The following is a 23,005-nucleotide window of genomic DNA, read 5'->3' on the forward strand; positions in this document are numbered from 1 at the left end:
AGAAATCGGGTTTTTTACGAAAATCTTTCGTTACAGCCATAGATTCCGGTTAAAAAACCCGGTTTCTTTGGTTTTTGTGCGTAAGTGCAGCAGTTGTATTTCAAGCAACTATTGACAGAAGCACAAACTTGTGATACCCAATTGCCGAGCAACAATTAAGCAACTTGACTTTTCGCTTCCCATTCTGCGGGAGTTAAGGTTTCCAAGCCCAAAGCGTGGATAGCTTCACTAGCCATTGCCTGTTTGAGAGCGCCGTAGACCATTTGGTGCTGCTGTACTCGGCTTTTTCCTTCAAAGGCTGCAGAGACGACTCTCGCCTGGTAGTGGTCACCGCCACCGGTCAAATCGTCAACTTGTATTTTAGCGTCGGGCAACCCTGCCTTAATCATTTCTGCTACTTGAGACGGTGTAACCATTGGTTTCTGTGATAAACGGCTGTAATTTAGATTTTAGTGGAACTATTTTGTCGATGAGCTCGGTTGACTGCTGGCAGGTCGGGGAAAGGGCGAATCCACAAAACCCAATTCCAGTAACTGCTGGTAAGCTTTCTTGCCCAAGTCGCGAGTTGGCTGCTGCGAGCGAATAATCTGAATCAGCAGGGGCACAGCCAGTTCCGGTTTATTTTGCGCCCGGTGTACCAACGCCAGCCGGTAGGTAGCTTCGTCGCGCATTTGGGCTGTTTCTACAGCTTTGGTGCGGTGGCTTTCGGCCAATCGGATGTCAATTCCGGCAAAACTGCTACCCAGTTGTTGGTAGAAGTTGGACAGTTGATTGAAAATTTGGCGGGATTCTTGGAGTTTTTGAGTAGCCAGTGCGTAATTCTGAGAGGAAATAGCACTGCTGGCTTCTGTCATCAAACGCTGACCTCCTGGGACGCTCAGCAGACTGCTGTCTTGCGTCAGAGGGCGAAGATTGTTGGGGTCTGTGGGGTCGTCGGCGGGCTCGACTTGGGGTTGGTTCTCTGGCCCAGAAGGTTGTTGTGCTTGGACTTGGATCGGTTGCAATAGGGTAAAAGCTGCGATCGCCCCGATCGTAATCCGGGCAGTGGAGCGAAGCCAACAAACAGTTCCAGAGTATACCATGAAATTACTTTGCGCCTGTGCGCTTTAAAAAAATATTTAGCTTGAGCCGATCTTACCATTGGCGATCGCAACCGGCTAAGTGTAAACCAAATTTGTTGAAATGTCAAAGGGTGCGATCGATTTTGGATTTTAGATTTTGGATTTTAGATTTTGGATTGAACAAGGAAATCGCGGGGGATTGGACAGATCCCGGCAATCTAGTCCGGGACGCAGAAACCGGGTTTTTTTTACCTAAATACTGCCTTTGAGACTTTAAAAATGGTGGAAAACCCGGTTTCAATGGTTTTGATGGGTAAGTCCCGATCTAATTCAACAATCGAACGCACCATGAATATGGCAATTGAAAGAACAGCTTACGGTCAACTGCTGGCTAAATCTCAGCCTAAGCCAATCCTGAACGAAGAAGATAATGATCTTGCCCTCGCAGAAGTCGATTTTCTGATGTCTAAAGAAGAATTAACAGTAGAAGAAGAAACTTTACTGAGTCTCTGGGGGCTGTTGATCGAAGAATACGAATCAAAATATTACCCAGATCCAGAAGTGACTCCCCGGGATGTTCTATTGCATTTCATCGAAGTTCGCGAACTCAAACAAGCCGATTTGGTGGGTGTGATTGGTTCCAAAGGAGTAGTCTCTGAGGTGGTTAATGGTAAACGGGCGATTAGCAAAGCCCAAGCTAAGGCGCTGGGAGAATTTTTTAATGTTAATCCTGGTGTGTTTATCTGACTGAGATGTTGCACCATTCTCGCTTAACAGGCAAGATGCCTGTTCCACAAAAGATAAATTTTCTTGTGGAACAGGCATCTTGCCTGTTCAGAAAAGGCTTATTGACAATGGTGCAAGATGTGAGTTTGAGGGATTGGCTGAATCATTGTTAATAAGCCTTTTACGGGCGGGCTAGAAGCCCAACCCTACTCCCCACAAGAAAATTCAGTCTTTGTGGAACAGGCATCCTGCCTGTTAAGCGAGAATATAGTAAGACTGGGTTAAAATTAAACAAAGGCATTTCTGATGACACAACCGATCGAACTTTCCGCAAATACCTTACAAAATTATCAAGGTATCGGAGTTCCCGATGAAAGTCTCCCACTGATTTTGCAGCGCGGCGGCGATGAATTGCTGCTGTCAAAAGCGGACGATCGCTTTACAGTCCGCCCCTCATCAACAGCATCAACCTCAAACGATTGGACTGCAACAACTGGGGCAAAATTCACCCGTCGCATCGGCCAAAGCAATCTCGAAGAATATCTCGTTGCGCCCTCTAGCCTAGAAGCAGCAATGCAAGCAGCCCGCGCCAGCGATGCCGTAGCTTTTGCCAGCCACGTCTATTGCCCCGCGAACAATCCGAGTACATTCTTTTACCTGACAGACCAAATTACAATTCAATTTGGCGAACAAGTAGACGAACAATCGCGAACTGCGATCGCCAATGCAGCAGCTTTAAAAATAGTCCGGCCAGTAGAAGGAATTCCCAACACTTTCGTCTGCGAAGTCACAAAACAAGCAACAGAAAACCCGATCAAAATTGCCAACCGCCTGACAAGATATCCAGAAGTTCTCGTAGCAGAACCCAACATTTTAGTAGAGACGCAGCAGCATTATACGCCCCGCGATCCGCTTTATCCCAAACAGTGGTATCTCAACAACAAAGGCGGCAAGGAACTTGTCGGCGGTGCTCAAATTTATGCAGAACCAGCTTGGAACATGACTCGCGGAGTTCGATCGATCGTAATTGCCATCGCCGACGATGCAGTTGACATCACCCACCCAGATTTTCAAGGCCAAGGCAAAATCGTCTCAGCCATCGATTTAAAAGAGGGCGACACTTCGCCGATGCCAGTCGCCGACTCAGACAACCACGGCACAAGTTGTGCCGGCGTCGCCGTTGCTGAAGAAAACGGCAAAGGCATTGTCGGCGTCGCCCCCGGATGCGCCCTGATGCCCATCCGTACCAGTGGTTTTCTCGATGACAATTCTGTCGAAAAAATATTTAATTGGGCGATCGAAAAAGGTGCCGCCGTCATTTCTTGCAGTTGGGGGCCTGCGGCAGTTTACTATCCCCTTTCCCTGCGGCAGAGTGCCGTTATCACCAAAGCAGCAACCCAAGGGCGGGGCGGCAGAGGCTGCGTTATTCTGTTCGCAGCGGGGAATGCCAACCGCCCAGTCAACGGTACTGTTAACGAGAAAGGCTGGCCCAACAACGTCGTGGAGGGTCAAACTAGATGGCTGGCAGGATTTGCCGTCCACCCCGACGTAATTGCCGTCAGCGCTTCCACTTCCCTCAACAAAAAAGCAGCTTACAGCAACTGGGGCACCAGCATCTCGGTTTGCGCCCCCAGCAACAACGCGCCGCCGGGAACTTGGTTGCCAGAAACCGGATATATCAGCACGCCGCCGGAGGTGACGCAGTATTTGCCCGGTTTGGGGGTGTTTACTGCCGATCGAGTGGGCGATCGGGGCTACGACTGGGGGGACTATACGGATACTTTTGGCGGTACTTCCAGCGCCACTCCAGTAGTCGCTGGCGTTGCAGGGTTGATACTTTCGGCTAACCCCCGTTTGACGGCGCGGGAAGTGCGGGGAATTCTCGAACAAACTGCTGAGAAAATTGTCGATCCCGATCCCGATCCCCAGTTGGGCAATCGCATGGGAAATTACGATCCTAACAACGGCCGCAGCGATTGGTTTGGTTACGGGAAAGTGAATGCTTTTAAAGCTGTGCAAGCTGCGGTGAGAAAGGGCGGCGGCAATCCGAATATCGGGGGTGCGGTGTTCAGTGATATTTCTGGACATTGGGCACAGAAGTTTATTGAAGCTTTGGCTGCGGCGAATATAGTTACCGGTTTTCCTGACGGTTCTTTTAGGCCTGATGAGAGTTTAAACCGTGCTCAATATGCGGCGCTGTTGGTGAGTGCGTTTAGTCCGATTCCCAGGGTGCCGGCTACAAATTTTATTGATGTTTCTGCTACTTTTTGGGCGAGAAGTGCGATCGAACGGGCAAATCGGGGGGGGTTTTTGGCGGGGTTTCCCGGCTTGAAGTTCGGCCCGAATCTGAATTTGACTAAGGCTGACGCGATCGTGTCTTTGGTTAACGGTTTGGAACTTAAGGGCGGCAATCCTGATTCTTTGAAAGTTTACACCGATCGCTCTCAAATTCCTAATTATGCTTTGAGTGCGATCGGCACAGCAACTGCTTTGAAGATTGTAGTTAATTATCCTTCCCGCGATTGGCTTTCGCCACTTCGGGACATTACCCGCGCTGAGATTTCGGTTTTGATTTACCAGACTTTGGTGGCAACTAATCGGGCAAAGGCGATCGATTCTCCTTACATTGTCTAATGGCAATAGGTTCGTATTGATTAGAATCGGCGGTTGAAACCGCTACTACACAAACAAAGTCCGCCTGCGCGGACTCAAGAAATAACAGGATTTATGTCGCTTGTAGTCGAGTCTAGAGCCCCTCGAATCCCCCTTAATAAGGAAAATTTTGACGACATTCTTGTCCCCCCCTTGTTAAGGGGGGTTAGGGGGGATCGAGAGGATTGTGACTCAATTCTTGTCCCCCCCTTGTTAAGGGGGGTTAGGGGGGATCGAGAGGATTGTGAATCAGACAGAAGATTGATGCTATTAACTTACCCTCGAAAATCCCCCAAAGCTTTCAAGGCAAATTGTGGCAAAGCTAACATTCTGCGCCACCGCCAAGGTTCTTGATAAAGCCGGTACAGCCATTCTAAATGATTGTCGCAAAACCAAGCCGGCGCGCGGGTTTTTGTTCCCGCCCAAATATCGAAACTGCCGCCAACTCCCACCCAAATCGAACCAGGGCAAAGGTGTCGGTGTTCGGCAATCCAAAATTCTTGGCGCGGCACTCCCAAGCCTACAAAAATTAGTTTGGGCTGCATTTGTTTGAGGCTTTCACGGAAGTCTTTCTCTTCATCGGCGGAAAGATAACCGTGTTGAGAAGCAATCGACAATCCGTTAACTTTTTGCTGCCAAGTTTGGGCCGCCGCAGCCGCCACTCCAGGGGAACCTCCAAAGAAAAATAGTGGTTCCGAATCAGGCAATTTTCCGGCTTGTTGCAGCAGCGATTCTGCTAATTCAATCCCCGGATAGCGCTGGGCCGGTTTGCCACGCAGCCGCAAGTACAGCACCACTCCCGAACCGTCGGGAATCACGAGTTCCGCTTTGCGGATTACATCCGCTAATGCCTGATTTTGCTCGGCTTGCATCGCCATTTCAGCATTCAAAGTCACCACATGACTTCCTAACCCTTGATGCAGGCGCTGCATCAGCCAACCTGCATAATCATCTAATATGTGAACTGGTAGTCCCAGCACTGAAAATTGCGGCTGCGATCGATCCATATTTTTTTCTTTGAGATTCCTACACACCTAGTTATTTAAATTAGCTTAGATTGGCGATCGACGCTAGACCAGTTTTGATCGCAAAAAAGCCGGTTTGTGCCACCAACAGTCTGTTAAGTCATCGTTCCGTGGCCCAGAAACCGGTTTTTTTGTAAGCGACGGGTCGCGCAAGTTCATTAGAGTTTGCCAGCCAAGTGCGATCGAGCATTAGCGTTCGATTTTTTTGACAGAGCCGTCGGCGTACCATTCCATCGGTACTAGCTCAATTTTACCATTAATTTTCACTGTAGAGTAGACAACTTTCACGAAAGGGACGCTGTTGTTATTGTGGTTTTGGGTAGACATGGCAATTACCTTTTTGTGTTTGGATAACTTGAGAAATAATCTAATCTCTGATATATTTAAAAGTCTATTCACCCCAAATCTACTCGCATCAGGAAAAAGCAGGAAAACGAAATGGCGATCGCAAAAAACCAGCGGCAAACCAGGTTAGATTATTACTACGAGCAAATCAAAACCATCATCCTCAAGCGCCAGAACCCAATTACTGGTTTGCTGCCGGCGAGTACCGCCGTTAACGCCCACGGCGACTACACCGATGCCTGGGTGCGCGACAACGTGTACAGCATTCTCGCGGTTTGGGGTTTGGGTTTAGCTTACCGCAAAATAGATGGCGATCAGGGCAGGACATTTGAACTCGAACACAGCACAGTCAAACTGATGCGCGGCTTGCTGTTTGCGATGATGCAGCAATCGAGCAAAGTAGAACATTTTAAAAATACTCAGTCGCCGCTAGATGCCCTGCACGCTAAATACAATACTCAAACTGGAAGTATTGTTGTCGGGGATGACCAGTGGGGACATTTACAGTTAGACGCTACATCTATATTCTTATTAATTCTTGCTCAAATGACGGCTTCCGGGCTGCACGTAATTTTTACAATTGATGAAGTCAATTTCGTGCAAAATTTAGTTTACTACATCGGTAGAGCCTACCGCACGCCGGATTACGGAATTTGGGAAAGAGGTCATAAAATCAATCGAGGCAATGCAGAATTGAACGCCAGTTCTGTTGGCATGGCTAAAGCAGCGCTGGAAGCAATAAATGGGTTGGATTTGTTCGGGATTAAAGGCTCTCAAGCATCGGTGATTCACGTTTTGCCCGACGAAATTGCCAGAAGTCGCATAACTTTGGAATCGCTTTTGCCTCGCGAATCTAGTTCTAAAGAAGTAGATGCCGCTTTATTGAGCGTGATTAGTTTTCCGGCTTTTGCTGTGGAAGATCGAGAATTAATAGAACGGACTCGAAATAAGATTATTGACAAATTGCAAGGAAAATACGGCTGCAAGCGGTTTCTGCGGGACGGACACCAAACAGTTTTGGAAGATGCCGATCGCCTGCACTACGAACCCACAGAATTAAGGCAGTTCGAGCACATTGAATGCGAGTGGCCGCTATTTTTCACTTATTTATTGTTGGACGGCATATTTCAGGGAAATCAAGCCCAAGTGCAGGAGTACCAGCAGCGTTTGGAATCTTTAGCAGTCGATCGCTCTGGTTTGCCGCTACTACCAGAATTGTACTACGTCCCCGCCGAAAATATTGAAGCAGAAAAGCTAAATCCCAGCAGCCAGCAGCGCTTGCCCAATGAAAATATTCCCCTCGTTTGGGCGCAAAGTTTGTATTTTCTCGGTCAATTGCTAAATGAAGGATTAATCGCAGTGGGCGATATTGACCCGCTGGGAAGGCACCTGTCAGTGGGCCAACACAGAGAACCTTTAGTGCAAATTGCACTGTTAGCTGAAGACGAAGATTTGCAAGCAGAATTAGCAGCTAACGGCATTGCGGCGCAAACTCCAAAACAGGTAGAACCTATTCAAGTCCGCCAGACTAAAGAATTATCAGCTATTTACACGCAAATTGGACGCAACGACCCATTAGGCTTAACCGGTCGCCCCGTGCGCCGTCTGCGGAGTTTAACAACTTCTCGGGTGTTTAAAATTCGCGAAGAGGCGATCGTATTCCTCCCCTCATTTTTGAACAGACAAGAGTTTTACTTAACTTTAGATTACCATTTTTTAGTAGCTCAAATCAAAAGCGAAATAGCTCACATTCACCACCACTGGTATCAGTTGGGACGCCCTACGGTAACGCTGATGCTGACTCACACGATGCTGGAAACCGGGCGGGAAGCGTTGTTAGAATTAATGAAGGAATTCCGGGATGGACACTGTAACAACACGCCAGTTAAACTCGGAAATCTTAAGCAGTTAATGCTGACCGCTGGCACCGAAAGAATTGATTCCATGCACGATTTTGAATTTACCGAATCTCCGGTGACAGGTGCAGTAGAAACGCGCAGCTATCTAACTTACCATCCTGAAAAAACTTGGCCTTTGGGTCATACGCAAGAATTTAAATTAGAGTGCGAAACTAATACTCAATTCTTGCTAACTAGCCTACGCGATTCAGAAAACTTGTACGAACAAATTGAGTTGCTGCACACGTTAGTTCGCCTCAAAGGTTTAAACTTTGATACAGGATTTGGAGGGGCGGAAGAAACAGTTAAAGTTGTGGATTTGCTCAACGAAGTTTATACAAAAGCTGGAGAAAGTTCGCAATCAAAAATCCAATGGGCAGTCATCCGCCATGCCGCAGGTTTGCTGGACAAGGTTGATATCAGCTTGTCCGATGCGGTGACAGACATTTTGGTGCGGCAAAAACAGATTGCTGTGGGGAAAGCCTACAGCGAAGATTCGATAATTTCGCGACCGGGATCTTACACGGAAGTGATGGACAAAATTCGCCAATTCTGTGGAGAAGACATTCGCGATCGAGTTCTAACTCAAGAAGTTCTCATCTACCTCGGCTTGTTAATTAAAGCCGAACCCCAGTTATTTAAAGGCCTGCTGACGCTGAGAGTTAGCTACTTTATTTTGCTCTTAACAAGCGAATTAGCCCGCGAGTTAGGAGTTACGCAAAATGAAGCTTACGAATATTTAATGCAGCTAAGTCCCTTTGAAATCAAAAATCGCCTGCGCCAAGTGTTGACGGAATACGAGGAAATGAATCAAATCCTCAAACAGCAAGAATCCCTGCGCGTCAAACAGCCGGAAAAAGATATTGAATGGGTAGTAGCGCCAGTTTCTGAAGAACCAACAATGCCTGGGGGAGGATGGCGCCGGAAGCGGCAAATGGAAGGTACTGTCAATCGCGTACCGAAGGATTTTTATCCGAGTGTTTGGGGACTGCTGCGGCACTGCAAAGGCTTGATAATTGGCGACAAATTAGAGCGGCGCAATCGGTTAGATAGCCATATTATTTTATCGGAAATGACGCCGGGTGAAAAGAATTTCGCGCTACAAATTGAGCATTTGCTGAATAAAATTGTCGCACCGGAATACCGGCAAGTCAATATTGAGGCGCTGATGGAGTTGGCGGCGATCGCCCAGCGCAACCCAGAATTGCAAGTAGAAGAATACATCGTTTTAGATGTATTGGTCGGTCACGCGGTGCGGCTGAATTGGCAAGGAAAACACCCGGAAAGAGCGGGTAAATACGACGAAGATAAAGCGGCGGCTTGGCAAGCTTTTTACAATACTTCGCCTTACGTTTGTGCGAGTCATGTACTCGATGCTTTCCGATTCTTGACGAAGTTTGGATAGATCATTCGGCGGTTGAAACCGCAACTACACAAACGAAGTCCGCCTACGCGGACTAAGAAATAAGGGAGTAAGCTTGATTTTGTCTCACAGTTTTGTCACAAGTCTAGTCAACAGAATGTTTGCAGTAAAATAATGTCAGCCATTAGCTCAACTACCCGCGTCATAATCAAAGCATACTTAGAAGTTTTCATCGAAAATCTTGTCAATGAATACAGAGGACGGCTAATACCCAAACTTGATATTCCAGCAGCATATTTATCATGCAAATCCTCTAAAGGTCAACTGAAACCGTTTCAGGCTGCTATTATGCCCTCAGAATTGCTACGGATTAACGAGTTTGAAAGAGGTTTCAGCAGCAGCTTGGGGACAACATATGAAGAATGTGCAAAACTCATTGCTTTGGAACATCACCAAGAAGCAAGCAGAAGCTATGAAATTTCTGGCGAAGTTAGCATAGAGGCTATTAATGAAATTGAGCGTCAGATAGCACTATTTGAGCAGTCAGCAGACAAAAATGCAAATAAACCTGCTTTTGAAGAAATGATAGAAGCTGTTCTTGAGGCTCAAACAACTAACCATTTAGTTAGGCGATCCGTCAAAGCAGATTTGTACGTGCTATCCCATGACGGCAGGAAATTTTTCTTTGAAATTAAAGGGTCAAAACCCAACAAAGGACAATGCTTGGAGGTAATTCAACGACTGCTGAGATATCATTTACTGTGCGGACTGTCTCGACCCGATGCTCAATCTTATTATGCTATGGCTTACAATCCTTACGGGCCAAATCGTTCAGATTATAAATGGTCAGTGGCAAGGAAGTATACGCCTTTTGAACAAGCTGTCATTATGGGACATGAGTTTTGGAATATTATAGGGGGAGAGACTGCCTACGAAGAACTTTTGGATATATATCAAGAAGTTGGGCGGGAGAAGGGTAAGCATATGCTTGATGCTCTTGCTTTTGGATTTTAGTAAAGTATGAGTTTCTTCAGCTTTCTCTTTTCAGTTAACTAATATTTAAAATAGAGTTGAGGAGAAATAAAAGTGTCAGAGCAACTTCATGAATTATTAGCATTTGTTTTAGAAAAAGAAGTAGGACTGCCGGCCAGAAAGTCTCGCTCTTTCGCCGGTCATTTTGCGGAGTTAGAAGAATTTTTTAACTTACAAGCAGAAACACTCAGAAACGGCATCAGCAGCATATCTGGCAAAAGAGCGCTCAGATTTACTCCCGATGAGATTGAACGCATTTTAGCATTTATATCTTCAGGCCAACTGTCGCTGCAACTTACTATCGCTGAAAATTTTTTAGCCAGCATTTGTCGAGATTTTACTGGGCGACAGCTAGTTATGGTGGAAAATCTGACTTTAGGGAAAATTCATCCCAACCCATTTTTAATTAGGGCGTTAAATTTGGACACTCCCGAAGAAGTTGTCAGGCTCAATGTTTATATGACTGCTACTAGGTCTATTGTCACTTCAATGGGATTGTTTATTCAAAAACTATTGATATCTTGCTCTGAAAGTGCAGAAATTGCACCGGAAGAGTCAGGATGGGACGCAATTAAAACTACCAGTGATGGCGAGAAATGCTGGATACAGGTAAAAAGTGGCCCGAATGATATGGATAAAGACCAGATAGTATATTGGGCTGCCAAAATTGAGGAAAAAATGCAGGAGGGCGATCGCGCTTATATTGGTATAGCTTACGGCAAAAGAACTAATAAAACTGTAACACTTGGTTTACTGAAGCAAATTTTGCCCAATTCGGAAATGATAACTTTAATCGGTCGAGAACTGTGGGATTTTGTTAGTGAAGATACTCGCTATACTGTGAATCTGTTTGAAGTTTTGCGTCAGTCAGCTAGTCAAGTTTTAGCGCAAAGTTCTATTGATGAAGCTATAGAAAGGTGTAGCGATCGAATCATCGCTGAATTTATCGGAAAGTACGGCGAGGGAAGTCAAGGTGTTTTTAACTATATAGCAGATATATTTTGATTGACTGGTTCGTAGTAGCGCCCAAACGCTACTACAAACCACATACTACAAAACTCCTTTAGAACTCGGAATCCGAGTAGCCCGCCGGGGGTCGATTTCTACCGCCATCCGCAGAGCTCGCGCAAATGCTTTAAACGCCGCTTCCACAATGTGATGAGAATTCCCGCCCTGCAACTGTCGAATGTGCAGTGTCATTTGAGTGTGGTTCACCACCGCCGAAAAAAATTCTCTCACTAATTCGGTATCGTAAGTTCCGATCCGCTGGTTGGGAATTTCTAAGCTGTAACTTAAGTGAGGCCGTCCCGAAAAGTCTAGCACTACTTCAATTAAAGCTTCATCCAAAGGTGCGATGAAATGTCCGAAGCGAGAAATGCCCGATCGATCCCCGACAGCTTTTGCTAGGGCTTGGCCCAAGGTAATTCCCACATCTTCGTTCGTGTGGTGGTCGTCAATCTCCAAATCCCCGATCGCCTGCACATCCAAATCGATCAATCCGTGAGAAGCAATCTGGTGCAACATATGGTCTAAAAACGGAATCCCCGTAGACGCCTTGCAAGTTCCTACACCGTCGAGATTGAGGCTGGCCGTGACATCCGTTTCCAGTGTCGTGCGTTTCACCAAGGCGGCCCTAGCTGGTTGAACTGAATTTGCAGGAGGCACAGAAGGGCGATCGATTATCTCCATAATTCGCAATTGGTCATTCATTAGTTATTGATAATTAGTAATTGAAGATTACAGCTTGATAAGCGCTAATTCTCAAGTGTTTAGTTAAGAGAATTATGCAAAACTCAAAACTATCGAGAGGGGCGGCTTTTGCATAAAACTTACTTATTAAAGTAAAAGTTTATTGTCTAAACCCGCCCCTACATAACTCAAAACTCTCGACTACCGTTACATTCCCATGATTTCGTAACCGGCATCGACATACAAAATTTGACCCGTAATCCCGCTAGCGAGATTGCTGCACAGAAAAGCCGCAGCATTTCCGACTTCCTGTTGAGTCACCGTCCGCCGCAGCGGGGCCACTTCCTCAACGTGGTGGATCATGTCCAGAATACCGCCAACTGCTGACGAAGCCAGAGTCCGAATCGGGCCAGAAGAAATCGCATTTACCCGAATATTTAACGGGCCGAGTTCAGCAGCCAGATAGCGAACATTCATTTCCAAAGCCGCCTTAGCAATTCCCATCACATTATAGTTAGGAACTACCCGGACGCCGCCCAAATAAGTCAGGGTCACAATACTGCCACCCTCGGCCATCAGCGGTTTAGCAGCAGCACAAAGCCGCACCAGCGAGTAAGCGCTAATATCCAAAGCATTGGAGAAACCTTGGCGCGAAGTGTTGGTGAAATCTCCCGAAAGTTCGTCCTTGCCGGCAAAAGCCAGACAGTGGATCAGGACATCTAACTTGCCCCACTTGTCGGCGATGGTTTTAAAAGTAGACTCAATTTCGCTCTCGTCTTGGACATTGCAGGGCAAATACAGACTGGGATTGAGCGGTTCCACCAGTTCAGCGACTTTACGCTCGTGCTTGCCTTTCTCGTCCTTCAAATAAGTTATGCCGAGGTTGGCCCCAGCTTTGTGGAGCTGCTGAGCGATGCCCCAGGCGATCGAGCGATTGTTGGCAATGCCCGTAACAAGAGCATTTTTTCCGGTCAAATCTATCATCTGTATTTCTTCTAGAAGCAACTAGCACCGTTCTCATTGGCTCTCTGCGACAACCCCGCCAGTTTAGACACAACTGATTCAGATTTAACTGATTGAGACACAATTGAGACACAATTGAGACACAATTGATATTAATTTTGCTGTGGAGCTACATGGGGGGGAATTGAAAAAGTTAAGAGAAGGGCTAGATTTAATCATACAGCGTGTGTTTACCTTAATATTAGATGGAAGTAACCGAATCCTTGCATATTGGAGGTTGGGAAGTATATTTACTCAATAAGGTTAATCCGCAAGTTATAAAGTATTGATTAGTACAAAGGATCTAGTCGTGACGCATGATAGACCGCTAGCAGCCGTGTTCCGCCAAATCAGCGGCGGGGCGTTTCCACCCATTGTGGAAACCTTTGAACGGGGCAAGACAATTTTTTTCCCTGGAGACCCGGCTGAGCGCGTCTACGTTCTCATTAGAGGTGCTGTGAAGCTCTCCAGGGTGTACGAAGCAGGGGAAGAAATTACAGTCGCCCTCCTGCGCGAAAATAGCGTATTTGGGGTGCTGTCTCTGATTACGGGACACCGATCGGACAGGTTTTACCACGCGGTAGCCTTTACGCCGGTGGAATTGATCTCGCTGCCGATCGAACAAGTCGAGAAAGCGCTTAAGGAAGACCCGGAATTATCGATGGTGATGCTGCGGGGACTGTCGTCTCGGATTTTGCAAACCGAGATGATGATCGAAACGCTGGCCCACCGAGATATGGGATCGAGACTCGTCAGCTTTTTGCTGATTCTGTGCCGGGATTTTGGCGTGCCCGGTACAGAGGGGATTACGATTGATTTGAAGCTGTCCCACCAAGCGATCGCCGAAGCGATCGGCTCGACGCGGGTAACGGTGACTCGTTTGCTGGGCGATCTCAGGCAAGAAACCATGATCTCGATCCACAAGAAAAAGATCACAGTCCACAACCCGGTGGCTTTAAGCCAGCAATTCACTTGATGCCGAGAAAGTATAGGATTTTGGATTTTGGATTTTAGATTCAATCCAAAATCCAAAATCCAAAACCTAAAATCGGAATGACTGCTGGATACATCCTGGTATTTGTAATTTTAGTGTTGGGGGGTGTGATCGCCACTGTCAGCGATCGCCTTGGGACGAAAGTCGGCAAGGCAAGGTTGAGTTTGTTCAAACTTCGCCCCCGCGATACTGCTGTTGTTGTGACAGTGATGGCCGGCAGCATCCTGTCAGCAATTACTCTGGGCATTTTGTTTGCTACTAGCAAGCCGCTGCGAACGGGAGTTTTTAGAATAGACGAGATTCAAAAAAGGCTCAACAACGCCCGCAGAGAAATCAACCAAGCCACTGAAGAAAAAAATCGAGTTGAAACTGAATTAGCTCAAGCCAGAGCCGCTCAAGCGCAAGCTAGAGCCAATTTGGAGCAAATTAATCAATCCCTCCAAGCAGCTAATGCCGAGCAAGCTCGGACGCAAACAAAATTAAACTCGCTGCGGGCCCAGCTCAACAGCGTGCAAGCAGCCAAGTCTAAAACTGAAGAGCAGTTAAGTCAGGTAGAAGCGGCTAAATCTAAGACAGAAGAACAGCTCAGCAGTGTGGAAGCAGCTAAATCCCGCACCGAAGAACAATTGAAACTGGTGGAAACGATTCGATCGACTACACAAGCTCAGCTCGATCGCACCGAGAACCAATTGAAAACAGTTTCTGCTCAAAAAACGACTTTAGGCTCGGAAATCGCCCAACTGCAAGAAGAGCGCCAACAGTTAATCGAGCAGCGAGAGCAGGTAAAAACTCAAATTGCCCAGCGCGATCGAGAAATTGCCCAACGCGATCGAGAAATTGTCGATCGCAACGAACTAATTGCCCAGCGAGACAAGGAAATTGCCCAGCGAATGCAAAATCTGGCCGAGCGCGATCGAATAATTGTCGAGCGCGACAAAGTAATTGCCGAGAGGGAAGCACTCCTAGAAACCTTGGCACAGCAACAAGCTCAACTCGAACAGCAACAAACTGTCTTGCAGCAACAAGTGCAAATTTTGGAACGCGACTTTCAGGCAATCCGCGAGGGTACAGTTGCCATCAGGCGCGGTCAAATTTTAGCTGCTGGCGTCGTTCGCATTATCGAACCCGGTATGGCAAGTGGCGCGATCGATCGGCTTTTGCAAGAAGCAAATAAAACCACCGTCGGACTGATGCAGCCGGAAAATACCAAGGTTAGGGACCAGGTTATTCAAATTACTAAAGCAGAAATCGATCAACTAATTAGTCAGATTAAAGACGGTCAAGACTACGTGGTGCGAATTGTCGCTGGTGCTAATTACCTGCGGGAAGAAAAGCTAATTAAGGTATTTGCAGAAGCAGAAATAAATCGAGTTGTGTTCCGGGCTGGAGATGTGATTGCAGGGGTTGCTGTCGATCCGGTGACTTTGACCGACGAACAGGTGCGGCAGCAGTTGCTGCAATTGATAGAAGCTTGTCAATTTCGCGCTCGCCTGATCGGTGTTGTCGGCGGTAGAGTCCAAGTGGCCGACAATCAGGTTGAAACTTTAGCTGGTTTTATCGAGCGGTTGCAGCAGTACGATAAACCGCTGGATGTTCAGGCGATCGCCGCAGATGTCACTTACATTGCCGGCCCGCTTAAAATAGATTTAGTTGCTCGTGAAAACGGAGCCGTTGTTTTCCGCACCGGACAACAACCACCGGGCGGCCCAGATGTGAAAGTTAAATAATAAGTGCGATCGACATATCGAATTTGAGCAAAAATTTTGGGCGATCGAATTACAATTTTGCTTGACTTTTTCGCGCCCTTGACATATCATTAAATCATGGGAATCCGTGCCGCCATATATATAGCAATCGTAGGGTGCGTCGCCACCAAAAATCTGGAAGCACCACCAACAATCTCACAGCGACGCACCGCACCCAATTAGTAGGGTGTGTCGCCACCAAAAATCTGGAAGCACCACCAATAATCTCACAGCGACGCACCGCACCGCTAAGAGAGCAAAGTAGAAAAACTAAGAATCGAACCCTGAGATATTGGCATCACAAAACAAAATTTTGCTCAATTAAAATGCAGGAGCGTGCGGTGTAATGTCAGAGAATCAAAATGAACCCAGAGAATATGATGCCGTCCGTGGCGGTCAAAATTCAATTCCTGTCAATGCTGCGGTACTGGGAGGCATAGCCGGTGTTAAAAGCCGATTAGCCTCACCCATTGTCGAAGTGAGAACCGCCGCACTCTCCGAAGCACTCAAATATGGAGAAGCTGGCTTAGATGTGATAATGCAAGCTTTGCAGGATGAATCAATGCAGGTGAAATGTGCTGCCTATTCACTGCTGAAATATCGAAACGAGGAAAAGATTCAACGACAGTTACAAAACTATTTTCCTACATTTGAATTTGAGGTCATCACAGTCGATGCTGACGGAACAGAAAACAGTCGCATAAAGTCTTTTGCTCATTACTTCCCTGAAGACTTAGGTGATGGAGTTGTACTAGACATGGTTTACATTCCTGGCGGCACATTTATGATGGGTTCGACAGCAACAGAATCAGCTAGGCTCGATAACGAACGTCCGCAGCATCAAGTAACAGTACCGACTTTTTATGTAGGAAAATACCCCATCACCCAAGCACAGTGGCAAGCAGTGATGGGAAATATTCCATCATTCTTTAGGGGTGAAAAAAGTCCTGTAGAAAGTGTAAACTGGCATGATGCTGTAGAATTCTGCCGGAAACTTTCTGAAAAAACAGGCAAGATTTATCGCTTACTTTCGGAATCTGAATGGGAATATGCTTGTCGCGCCGGAACTACAACACCTTTCTATTTTGGCGAGACAATTACCACAGATTTAGCTAATTATGATGGGAATTATCCCTTTGGTGGTGAACCGAAGGGACTTAATCGCGCACACACAATGGATGTGGGGAGTTTTCCTCCGAATCCCTTTGGACTTTATGATATGCACGGTGAGGTTTGGGAATGGTGCAGCGATAAGTGGCCCAGTAACGATGACGGCGCACCGACTGACGGAAGTTCTTCGGAAACTGGAACAAGTGATTACCGGGTGCTGCGTGGGGGTTCGTGTTGGTACCGTGCGGTCCATTGCCGTGCTGCAAGCCGCTACTTCCGCTCTGCGGGCAACTCGTACTTGGACGGGGGTTTTCGTGTTGCGGTTGCTTTGGCTGTCCCTTCCTCCCCGTCTTCCCTGTGAGGACTCTTCTCTACTCTTTAGCCCTTTAGCCCTTTTCCCTTTTTCCTCTTTACCCTTTTGCGTGCGTCAGCGCACTTTAATTTTTTTTTGCACTCATCTTTACACGCGATTCAAAATAGTAGGGTGCGTCGCCATCAGCAATTTGCAAATCAAATCGACAATCTCACAGCGACGCACCGCCTGCACAGGGGTGAGAGAAACCGGGTTTTTGCGCGGGGAGTCAAAGAAACCGGGTTTTTTCGATAAATTAAAACGGGGGAGTAAAGATTGTGGCAAAAACCAGGTTTCTGATTTTAGGCATTATATGGCCGCACGGATTCCCATGATGATATAATATGTCACTCCTGCAAAAAAGTCAAGCAAAATAAGTACGATCGCCCGCAAAGATTTTGAGACATTCAAGAATGCAAGTGCCAGATTAGATATAGGTTGGCGATGGGTTTCCTCGACTACAACAGCGCAACTACAAACTTATTAACACAGAACTCATAAATATGATTTTAGGTTTCGATCCGGGTAAAGACAAGTGCGGCATCGCCGTCATGGGTAGAGACAGAAGCGTCTGCTACCATCAAGTTGTGCAGTCGGAAGCAGCGATATCTACTATTCAATCTTTGTGCGAACAGTTTTCGATGGAGTTATTGGTGATCGGAGATCAAACGACTTCTAAGAGTTGGAAACAAAAACTGACGCAGAGTTTGTCGCCTTTGATAAAAATTGTTCAGGTTGACGAGAGGTACAGCAGTTTAGAAGCGAGGGAACGCTACTGGCAAATGTACCCTCCGACGGGACTTTCGCGCTTGATTCCGAAGGGAATGCGGACGCCACCGAGGCCAGTGGACGATATTGTGGCGATCGTCCTAATTGAAAGATATTTGAACAAACAGTTGACAGTTGACAGTTGACAGCGAGGTTTTCAAGCAAGTTCTAAAAACTTTGGGTTTCGTGGGAAATCCTATTTTTTACTGCTTCAGCAAACCCTAGCTAATCTTGTTGAACCATCCACACCAAGAATCCTAAAATGGTTTCCACCGGAAGCAGCGGATAATCGGTAAGGTCGATCGTCACTGTTGTTCCTGAAAGCTTGAGAAAACGCCATTGAGTGCCGCTGCTGATACAGCCGTAAATAGTGGCGATCGGGTGTTCTGCTGCTTCGTTAAAGCGCTGTGCCGCTACCATTTCAGCAATACATTGACCGATACCTTCGTTCAGATCGGCTTTTTTTGCTTCCACAACTACGATCGCGGGTGCTTCTACGGTAAGCTGTTCGGGCGATCGGCTAATTAAAAAATCGACGTATCCGGTGAGCTCGCAACTGGGGTCAACATTGAATTCCCGTCCCGAAAATAAACTGATTTGGCGGTTCATCAAGCGCCGGACTTCTTGCAAAACTGGGTAGACAATGGCTTCCGATCTGGCTTTTTCTGAACCAACTGCGATCGTCCAAGGCAAATCTTCTAATTCGCTACTCAATCTCGGACTGGGATTAATTGATTCTACCTCCGGAAAAAACCGAGTTCCCTCCACGATAGTTAACTGAAAGTCTTTTTTAGCTCTAGTAATTGTGAATTGACTGTAAGGCATAATCCGATAGCTTTTTTGATAATACAGACTTTTATTCTTATAATTATGCCTAAATTTGAAAGAATCTGCAATTTGTTTGAGTTCAGCTAATAAAATGTACCCTAAATTAATCAGAGCGATCGTTGAATAACAGTGAGTGTTACTTGATGACAGCTTCGGTCAAAATTACCTTACCATTCTGCCGGACTTGTAGGCGTTGGGGGTTAATCGAGTAGATAATATTGCCGTTAGTCGCTTCATAACTTCCGTCATCACCTGCTGTTACTTGCATGACATTGATTTGGGTGCCATTTATTTTGCTGAGGCCGCGGTAAAAAATATCGCCTTCCTGGGTTTTGCAAATGTATATAGAAAAGTTGGGCGTTGCGAAAAATTGCACCATTTGATCCCTCGGACATCCCTCAACTTGAGCAATTTGCAGCGGTTGATTATTGCCCAAAGTGTTGGGTGCGGGTTGATTTAGTGCAGTTGCTTCTGCTGAGGCTGTCAAAAAGCCGTGAAGCGAAGCTATCCCGAAGGGAATCGCACTAATGCCTGCCATAACTAGAACTACTTCTTTAATGCCCTTAACTGTATCTTTATAAAACATCTTGTCACTCCTGGCTTTAACTATATAATTACATCTTAAGCGATATTTGCTGGATATTAATAATATTTAATATCAGAGGTGAGAGGTGCAGGGAAAAGGGTACACCGTCGGTTTAAGTAAGGTGCCAACTGTGCACCCTACACCAGTGAAAATACATAAGTATGTCAATGCGATCGCAGGAAAGCAATCTCTTGTATTTATGACATTTTTAAGGTTTTATGACTTGTCCACGCCGATCTGAGAAACCGGGTTTCTTCATATATTTCTCGTTACTAAACCTTTGATTTTCGTAGAAACCGGGAATAAGCGCCCCCATGTCGCGAACTGACTCTGTTATATCAATTCCGGTTGCATTGGAATGATTAAACCGCAGAGAACGCAGAGAACGCAGAGTCAGAGAACAGAGAGATGAATACAGGACGATGAAGGGCGGATTTGATATTACACGGTAATGTTTATTTACGCTTAGCTATTTATTGAATAATAAAAAGGGAAACAGAAAACACATTTTTTCTTCCATTTCCCCTTTTTTCACGGACGGTCGTCCTGACTGCGAACCTGGTAATTAATTAACGGCTGCCAACTGTTTATCTTTGATTTCCACCGGCGCGGTTAATGCCTCTTCCAAATCCGCACAGCCGAGTTTTTCCTCCAAAATTGCCATCACTTCGCGACCGAAATCATTGGAATTCCGCTGCCAAGCTTCTAAACAAATTTGTCCGAAAAACGAACCCAAAGGTTCGGGATTCCATAGCAATTTGCGCGCTGTCCAAGGCATCAAACTCATGGGATCGTAACCAGGTTGCAGAATATCCTTCTTAAAGGCGTATTCTTCTAAAATAGTGTGCGGCTGCAACCCGATAAAGAAAATCGCAGGTTCTACTTTATCGGCTCCGAAAATCCGCTCTAATTCTCGGTGATAAGCAATAGTTTGCCGGATGGTTTCAAAGGTTTCGTCAATGACGTTAAACGAGTAATTAACGGAAACCACATCGTTGTAACCTGCTGCTTTTAAATCGCGACAATTTTCCAAAACTACTCGCAAGTTGTAGCCCATCCGCATTTTGCGAACCAGTTCCTGGGAACCGCTGGTGATGCCGATTTCAAAGTAATTCATCCCCGTTTTTACCATCAAATCGCACAACTCTGGTGTGAGATTATCCGCACGGATGTAAGCGGCCCAGTGTATGTCAGTCATGCCGGCGGCGATGATTTTTTGCAATAATTCAACTGCATCATCAATGAATTTGCGTGCTGGGATAAATTGAGCGTCGGTAAACCAGAAATTGCGGATACCTCGATCGTACAATTGCCGAATCTCCGCCACCACCTCATCCGCCGGATTGATCCGCACTTGCTTCCCTTCAATCACCGTATAAATGCAGTAACAGCAATTGTGAGGACAGCCGCGCTTGGTTTGCACTCCCACGTAGAAGTCCATATCCTGTAGATAATAGGAAAATTCCGGCCAAATCGTTTCGATGTAGTTATAGTCGCAAGCACTTTTCTCGATGTTGGCTGGCTTTTCGTGAATTAGCTTCGCGCGCGGCACGGTTTCTCCCACCACATAACACCTTTCCTCGGCCAAATCTTCGCCCTTAATCAACTTCTCCAGCAAAGCTTCGCCTTCCCCCACCGAAACCACAGTTCCCGTGGGCAAACTGCGACCCAACTGCTCGTAAAACACGCTCACAGCACCGCCTCCGACCACTGCACGAGCTTCGGGGCGGTATTTCCGGGCCCGCTTCAATCCGCGCTTAATCAGTCCCAAATTGCGCCAGAGTTCGGTGTAGTAAGACGCGGCTAAACGCAGTCCTCCGAGTGCTCCCCGGAACTTGATCAGCGGATTTTTGGCGTAGTAAAACTCGAAGGCATTTTGCAACGGGTTGCCGCCTCTGCCGCCCACGGGCGCGTAAATTTGAATGTCCCGCCAAGAGAAAACCAGCAGAGTCGGCTTAAACTCGTCTATGCTGGCATCCAAAGCTTTAGCGAAATCCAGGGGGGGTACGGCACCTAAATCAAAAATGCGTTGTTCGACATCGGGAAACAGCTTGTGTACGTGATCCGAAAGATACACAACTCCGATCGGGAAAATCGGATTGCAAGGGAGGCGAACGTACAGGACTCGGTTTTCTCGGTTTTCCATGATTGCCATATCCTAAAGTGGAACTTTTTCAGCTATGTTAATATTCTTTTAATATAACTTTACAATATGTCTAATTTTCGCAATTTGACATTAAATATTCTTAAATTTTTTAAAACTGGCTAAAAGCCGAGCTTGTTGGTGTCGATCGGCGAGAGCAGCAGAAAAAAGCTAATTTTTAAGCAAATACAGCGTAGATTGACCGAATATTTAACCAGGGGGTCAAAAAAAGTATAATTTTACGAATAAATTTTAATTTAAGTTCGATCGGTCTCTCATGTATTAGGGAGTTGGTAGTCGGCTTTACAGTAGGCGGGATCGCCTAGTGTTAGCCTGAGAAGATAACTAAAACTTTTAGGCAAGGCTCCCTCAGCAGTTATGGCTCAAATTCTTGACCCCGTACCCTCAGACACCGACAGCAAGATTCTGTGCTGCTACGTCAACGCCACCAGTCAGATTCAGATTGCTCGCATCGCCAACATTCCTAACTGGTACTTTGAACGAGTAGTTTTTCCCGGACAGCGCTTAGTGTTTGAAGCGATGCCCGCTGCAGCATTGGAAATTCACACCGGGATGATGGCCAGTGCAATTTTGTCGGATAAAATTCCTTGCGATCGCTTGCAGATTAACGAAGGCCCCTATTCAAACGTCCATCCTAGCAGATCCCCAGAGGCTGTTCAGGGCGATCGAACAATCATGGCCGGCCGCCCCAAATCCCGAGAAATCTCAGAACCTTTGACTGTACCGGCACTAACCGCCGTCGATTAATCGGAGTTGTGAGTTTTGAGTTATATAATTGTCAGTTAATTGATAACTCCGCGCTCAAAATTCCAACTTCTGCAAAGCGGTAAAAACTCAACAGTTAAGAATCAAAGTTTCTGAAATGAATTTTAGATCAAAACTCACAACTGCAAATATTGTCCGGTTTTTCGTATTTCCCTGAGTGTGCTTGGCTGCCTCGACAACTGTGCAAAAATATCATTAAACAGCTTCTCGACTTTCAGCCATGTCAGCACAACCGATCGCATTTCCCCCATCTTCTGCCCCAGTATTTGAGCCGGCGGTATTCCGGCTTTCTCCCCTGATTAGAATCACGCTGTTGAGTTTGTACACAGCCCTGACAATTCCCTTGCCCTTTTTGTCGGAAGTAACGAAAGCAGCCGTTCCTCCCGCCGCACTCTGGGCAGGAATTGTTGTCGGGGCTGTGGGCCTGTACGGCGTGCTCAGTGAAAGGGTAATTTTGAGCGAGGAAGGGATTGAAGTCACATATCCCAAGTGGTTTCCGCGTTTTTTTCGCAAGGGTTGGTCGCTACCTTGGACTGAGGTAAAAGCTCTCAAACCTCGATCGACCGGTCAAGGAGGTTTAGTTTACTATTTTTTGAGTCATTCGGGTGAAGGTTATTTGTTGCCAATGCGAGTGGCTGGATTTGGTAAATTAGTCGGTTTGGTGGAAGCAAAAACAGGTATTGATACTAGAGATGTCCGCCCTTTGTCGCAGCCTTGGATGTATCTTATTTTGCTGGGATGTACGCTGCTTCTGCTGTTGGTAGATACGTGGACTATTGTCACGGTGATCGGGCTTAAAGGCAATTGGTAATATTATGTCCGGTACAACTCACATCTTGCACCATTCTCGCTTAACAGGCAAGATGCCTGTTCCACAAGAAAATTCACTCTTTGTGGAAC

General features: G+C 46.4%; 20 protein-coding genes. 11 read left to right on the top strand and 9 right to left on the bottom strand.

The features are described from left to right. Positions 1 to 155: 155 nt before the first annotated feature. Both QUB35_RS05875 and QUB35_RS05880 read right to left on the bottom strand, forming a co-directional pair. A complete protein-coding gene (locus tag QUB35_RS05875; protein ID WP_333042760.1) occupies positions 156 to 416 on the bottom strand; it encodes a BolA family transcriptional regulator in 261 nt (86 codons plus the stop codon). Positions 417 to 458: 42 nt separating this feature from the next. Then, positions 459 to 1,082, bottom strand: coding sequence for a hypothetical protein (locus tag QUB35_RS05880; RefSeq protein WP_333140235.1), 624 nt, complete (start codon positions 1,080 to 1,082; stop codon positions 459 to 461). A gap of 327 nt (positions 1,083 to 1,409) precedes the next feature. Here QUB35_RS05880 and QUB35_RS05885 point away from each other — a divergent pair, with 327 nt between their 5' ends. Together QUB35_RS05885 and QUB35_RS05890 are read left to right on the top strand one after the other, a co-directional pair. Continuing rightward, positions 1,410 to 1,808, top strand: coding sequence for a transcriptional regulator (locus tag QUB35_RS05885; protein WP_333140236.1), 399 nt, complete (start codon positions 1,410 to 1,412; stop codon positions 1,806 to 1,808). 285 nt (positions 1,809 to 2,093) lie between these two features. Continuing rightward, entirely contained in the window at positions 2,094 to 4,421 is a 2,328-nt protein-coding gene (locus QUB35_RS05890; RefSeq protein WP_333140238.1) for a S8 family serine peptidase, read from the top strand. A gap of 293 nt (positions 4,422 to 4,714) precedes the next feature. Here the strand turns inward: QUB35_RS05890 and QUB35_RS05895 are convergent, their stop codons facing one another. Together QUB35_RS05895 and QUB35_RS05900 are read right to left on the bottom strand one after the other, a co-directional pair. Continuing rightward, on the bottom strand, positions 4,715 to 5,446 hold the full coding sequence (locus tag QUB35_RS05895) for a WecB/TagA/CpsF family glycosyltransferase (protein WP_333140240.1): 732 nt from the start codon (positions 5,444 to 5,446) through the stop codon (positions 4,715 to 4,717). 207 nt (positions 5,447 to 5,653) lie between these two features. Beyond that, positions 5,654 to 5,791 carry a hypothetical protein gene (locus QUB35_RS05900; protein ID WP_333038037.1) on the bottom strand — a complete coding sequence of 46 codons (138 nt, stop codon included), beginning with the start codon at positions 5,789 to 5,791 and terminating at the stop codon, positions 5,654 to 5,656. A 111-nt stretch (positions 5,792 to 5,902) separates the two neighbouring features. On the opposite strand from QUB35_RS05900, the gene QUB35_RS05905 reads away from it, so the two are divergent. From QUB35_RS05905 to QUB35_RS05915, 3 genes are all read left to right on the top strand, one after another. Continuing rightward, positions 5,903 to 9,112, top strand: coding sequence for a glycoside hydrolase family 15 protein (locus QUB35_RS05905; RefSeq protein WP_333140242.1), 3,210 nt, complete (start codon positions 5,903 to 5,905; stop codon positions 9,110 to 9,112). Positions 9,113 to 9,244: 132 nt separating this feature from the next. After that, positions 9,245 to 10,084 carry a TdeIII family type II restriction endonuclease gene (locus QUB35_RS05910; protein ID WP_333140244.1) on the top strand — a complete coding sequence of 280 codons (840 nt, stop codon included), beginning with the start codon at positions 9,245 to 9,247 and terminating at the stop codon, positions 10,082 to 10,084. Positions 10,085 to 10,156: 72 nt separating this feature from the next. Next, entirely contained in the window at positions 10,157 to 11,107 is a 951-nt protein-coding gene (locus QUB35_RS05915) for a PmeII family type II restriction endonuclease (RefSeq protein ID WP_333140247.1), read from the top strand. 45 nt (positions 11,108 to 11,152) lie between these two features. Here QUB35_RS05915 and hisB read toward each other — a convergent pair whose 3' ends face one another. Both hisB and fabI read right to left on the bottom strand, forming a co-directional pair. Beyond that, positions 11,153 to 11,791 (bottom strand): imidazoleglycerol-phosphate dehydratase HisB, encoded by a 639-nt coding sequence (gene hisB, locus QUB35_RS05920; protein ID WP_333047752.1) that lies wholly within the window; start codon positions 11,789 to 11,791, stop codon positions 11,153 to 11,155. A gap of 207 nt (positions 11,792 to 11,998) precedes the next feature. Then, on the bottom strand, positions 11,999 to 12,775 hold the full coding sequence (gene fabI / locus QUB35_RS05925) for an enoyl-ACP reductase FabI (RefSeq protein WP_333140249.1): 777 nt from the start codon (positions 12,773 to 12,775) through the stop codon (positions 11,999 to 12,001). Positions 12,776 to 13,103: 328 nt separating this feature from the next. On the opposite strand from fabI, the gene ntcA reads away from it, so the two are divergent. The 4 genes from ntcA to QUB35_RS05945 all read left to right on the top strand — a co-directional run bounded on the left by ntcA (position 13,104) and on the right by QUB35_RS05945 (position 17,908). Next, entirely contained in the window at positions 13,104 to 13,769 is a 666-nt protein-coding gene (gene ntcA, locus QUB35_RS05930; protein ID WP_006634020.1) for a global nitrogen regulator NtcA, read from the top strand. Between the two features lie 77 nt (positions 13,770 to 13,846). Continuing rightward, positions 13,847 to 15,514 carry a DUF3084 domain-containing protein gene (locus QUB35_RS05935; protein ID WP_333140251.1) on the top strand — a complete coding sequence of 556 codons (1,668 nt, stop codon included), beginning with the start codon at positions 13,847 to 13,849 and terminating at the stop codon, positions 15,512 to 15,514. Between the two features lie 364 nt (positions 15,515 to 15,878). Next, positions 15,879 to 17,003: an SUMF1/EgtB/PvdO family nonheme iron enzyme gene (locus QUB35_RS05940; RefSeq protein ID WP_333140253.1), complete on the top strand. Its 1,125-nt coding sequence runs from the start codon at positions 15,879 to 15,881 to the stop codon at positions 17,001 to 17,003. A 494-nt stretch (positions 17,004 to 17,497) separates the two neighbouring features. Then, complete coding sequence (locus QUB35_RS05945) at positions 17,498 to 17,908, top strand: pre-16S rRNA-processing nuclease YqgF (protein ID WP_333140255.1); 411 nt, start codon at positions 17,498 to 17,500, stop codon at positions 17,906 to 17,908. Positions 17,909 to 17,987: 79 nt separating this feature from the next. On the opposite strand, the gene QUB35_RS05950 is transcribed toward QUB35_RS05945, so the two are convergent. The 3 genes from QUB35_RS05950 to QUB35_RS05960 all read right to left on the bottom strand — a co-directional run bounded on the left by QUB35_RS05950 (position 17,988) and on the right by QUB35_RS05960 (position 21,322). Next, positions 17,988 to 18,587: a hypothetical protein gene (locus QUB35_RS05950; RefSeq protein ID WP_333101970.1), complete on the bottom strand. Its 600-nt coding sequence runs from the start codon at positions 18,585 to 18,587 to the stop codon at positions 17,988 to 17,990. A gap of 139 nt (positions 18,588 to 18,726) precedes the next feature. Then, positions 18,727 to 19,176 carry a hypothetical protein gene (locus QUB35_RS05955; protein ID WP_333140257.1) on the bottom strand — a complete coding sequence of 150 codons (450 nt, stop codon included), beginning with the start codon at positions 19,174 to 19,176 and terminating at the stop codon, positions 18,727 to 18,729. Between the two features lie 565 nt (positions 19,177 to 19,741). Continuing rightward, positions 19,742 to 21,322, bottom strand: coding sequence for a photosystem II high light acclimation radical SAM protein (locus QUB35_RS05960; RefSeq protein WP_333140259.1), 1,581 nt, complete (start codon positions 21,320 to 21,322; stop codon positions 19,742 to 19,744). A gap of 375 nt (positions 21,323 to 21,697) precedes the next feature. Here QUB35_RS05960 and QUB35_RS05965 point away from each other — a divergent pair, with 375 nt between their 5' ends. Then, complete coding sequence (locus tag QUB35_RS05965) at positions 21,698 to 22,087, top strand: DUF1830 domain-containing protein (protein ID WP_333140261.1); 390 nt, start codon at positions 21,698 to 21,700, stop codon at positions 22,085 to 22,087. Positions 22,088 to 22,325: 238 nt separating this feature from the next. Beyond that, on the top strand, positions 22,326 to 22,916 hold the full coding sequence (locus tag QUB35_RS05970; protein WP_333140263.1) for a hypothetical protein: 591 nt from the start codon (positions 22,326 to 22,328) through the stop codon (positions 22,914 to 22,916). Positions 22,917 to 23,005 lie beyond the last annotated feature (89 nt).

The organism is Microcoleus sp. B13-B6 (assembly GCF_036705405.1).
Classification (GTDB): Bacteria; Cyanobacteriota; Cyanobacteriia; order Cyanobacteriales; family Microcoleaceae; genus Microcoleus.

What these genes read in the sequence shown, in the direction of transcription:
- QUB35_RS05940 (WP_333140253.1), top strand. Translation starts at nt 15,879, where the DNA reads ATGTCAGAGAATCAAAATGAACCCAGAGAATATGATGCCGTCCGTGGC.
- QUB35_RS05885 (WP_333140236.1), top strand. Translation starts at nt 1,410, where the DNA reads ATGAATATGGCAATTGAAAGAACAGCTTACGGTCAACTGCTGGCTAAA.
- QUB35_RS05970 (WP_333140263.1), top strand. Translation starts at nt 22,326, where the DNA reads ATGTCAGCACAACCGATCGCATTTCCCCCATCTTCTGCCCCAGTATTT.
- hisB (WP_333047752.1), bottom strand. Translation starts at nt 11,791, where the DNA reads ATGGAGATAATCGATCGCCCTTCTGTGCCTCCTGCAAATTCAGTTCAA.
- QUB35_RS05905 (WP_333140242.1), top strand. Translation starts at nt 5,903, where the DNA reads ATGGCGATCGCAAAAAACCAGCGGCAAACCAGGTTAGATTATTACTAC.
- QUB35_RS05960 (WP_333140259.1), bottom strand. Translation starts at nt 21,322, where the DNA reads ATGGAAAACCGAGAAAACCGAGTCCTGTACGTTCGCCTCCCTTGCAAT.
- QUB35_RS05955 (WP_333140257.1), bottom strand. Translation starts at nt 19,176, where the DNA reads ATGTTTTATAAAGATACAGTTAAGGGCATTAAAGAAGTAGTTCTAGTT.
- QUB35_RS05880 (WP_333140235.1), bottom strand. Translation starts at nt 1,082, where the DNA reads ATGGTATACTCTGGAACTGTTTGTTGGCTTCGCTCCACTGCCCGGATT.
- QUB35_RS05895 (WP_333140240.1), bottom strand. Translation starts at nt 5,446, where the DNA reads ATGGATCGATCGCAGCCGCAATTTTCAGTGCTGGGACTACCAGTTCAC.
- fabI (WP_333140249.1), bottom strand. Translation starts at nt 12,775, where the DNA reads ATGATAGATTTGACCGGAAAAAATGCTCTTGTTACGGGCATTGCCAAC.
- QUB35_RS05935 (WP_333140251.1), top strand. Translation starts at nt 13,847, where the DNA reads ATGACTGCTGGATACATCCTGGTATTTGTAATTTTAGTGTTGGGGGGT.
- QUB35_RS05900 (WP_333038037.1), bottom strand. Translation starts at nt 5,791, where the DNA reads ATGTCTACCCAAAACCACAATAACAACAGCGTCCCTTTCGTGAAAGTT.
- QUB35_RS05875 (WP_333042760.1), bottom strand. Translation starts at nt 416, where the DNA reads ATGGTTACACCGTCTCAAGTAGCAGAAATGATTAAGGCAGGGTTGCCC.
- QUB35_RS05950 (WP_333101970.1), bottom strand. Translation starts at nt 18,587, where the DNA reads ATGCCTTACAGTCAATTCACAATTACTAGAGCTAAAAAAGACTTTCAG.
- QUB35_RS05965 (WP_333140261.1), top strand. Translation starts at nt 21,698, where the DNA reads ATGGCTCAAATTCTTGACCCCGTACCCTCAGACACCGACAGCAAGATT.
- QUB35_RS05910 (WP_333140244.1), top strand. Translation starts at nt 9,245, where the DNA reads ATGTCAGCCATTAGCTCAACTACCCGCGTCATAATCAAAGCATACTTA.
- QUB35_RS05945 (WP_333140255.1), top strand. Translation starts at nt 17,498, where the DNA reads ATGATTTTAGGTTTCGATCCGGGTAAAGACAAGTGCGGCATCGCCGTC.
- QUB35_RS05890 (WP_333140238.1), top strand. Translation starts at nt 2,094, where the DNA reads ATGACACAACCGATCGAACTTTCCGCAAATACCTTACAAAATTATCAA.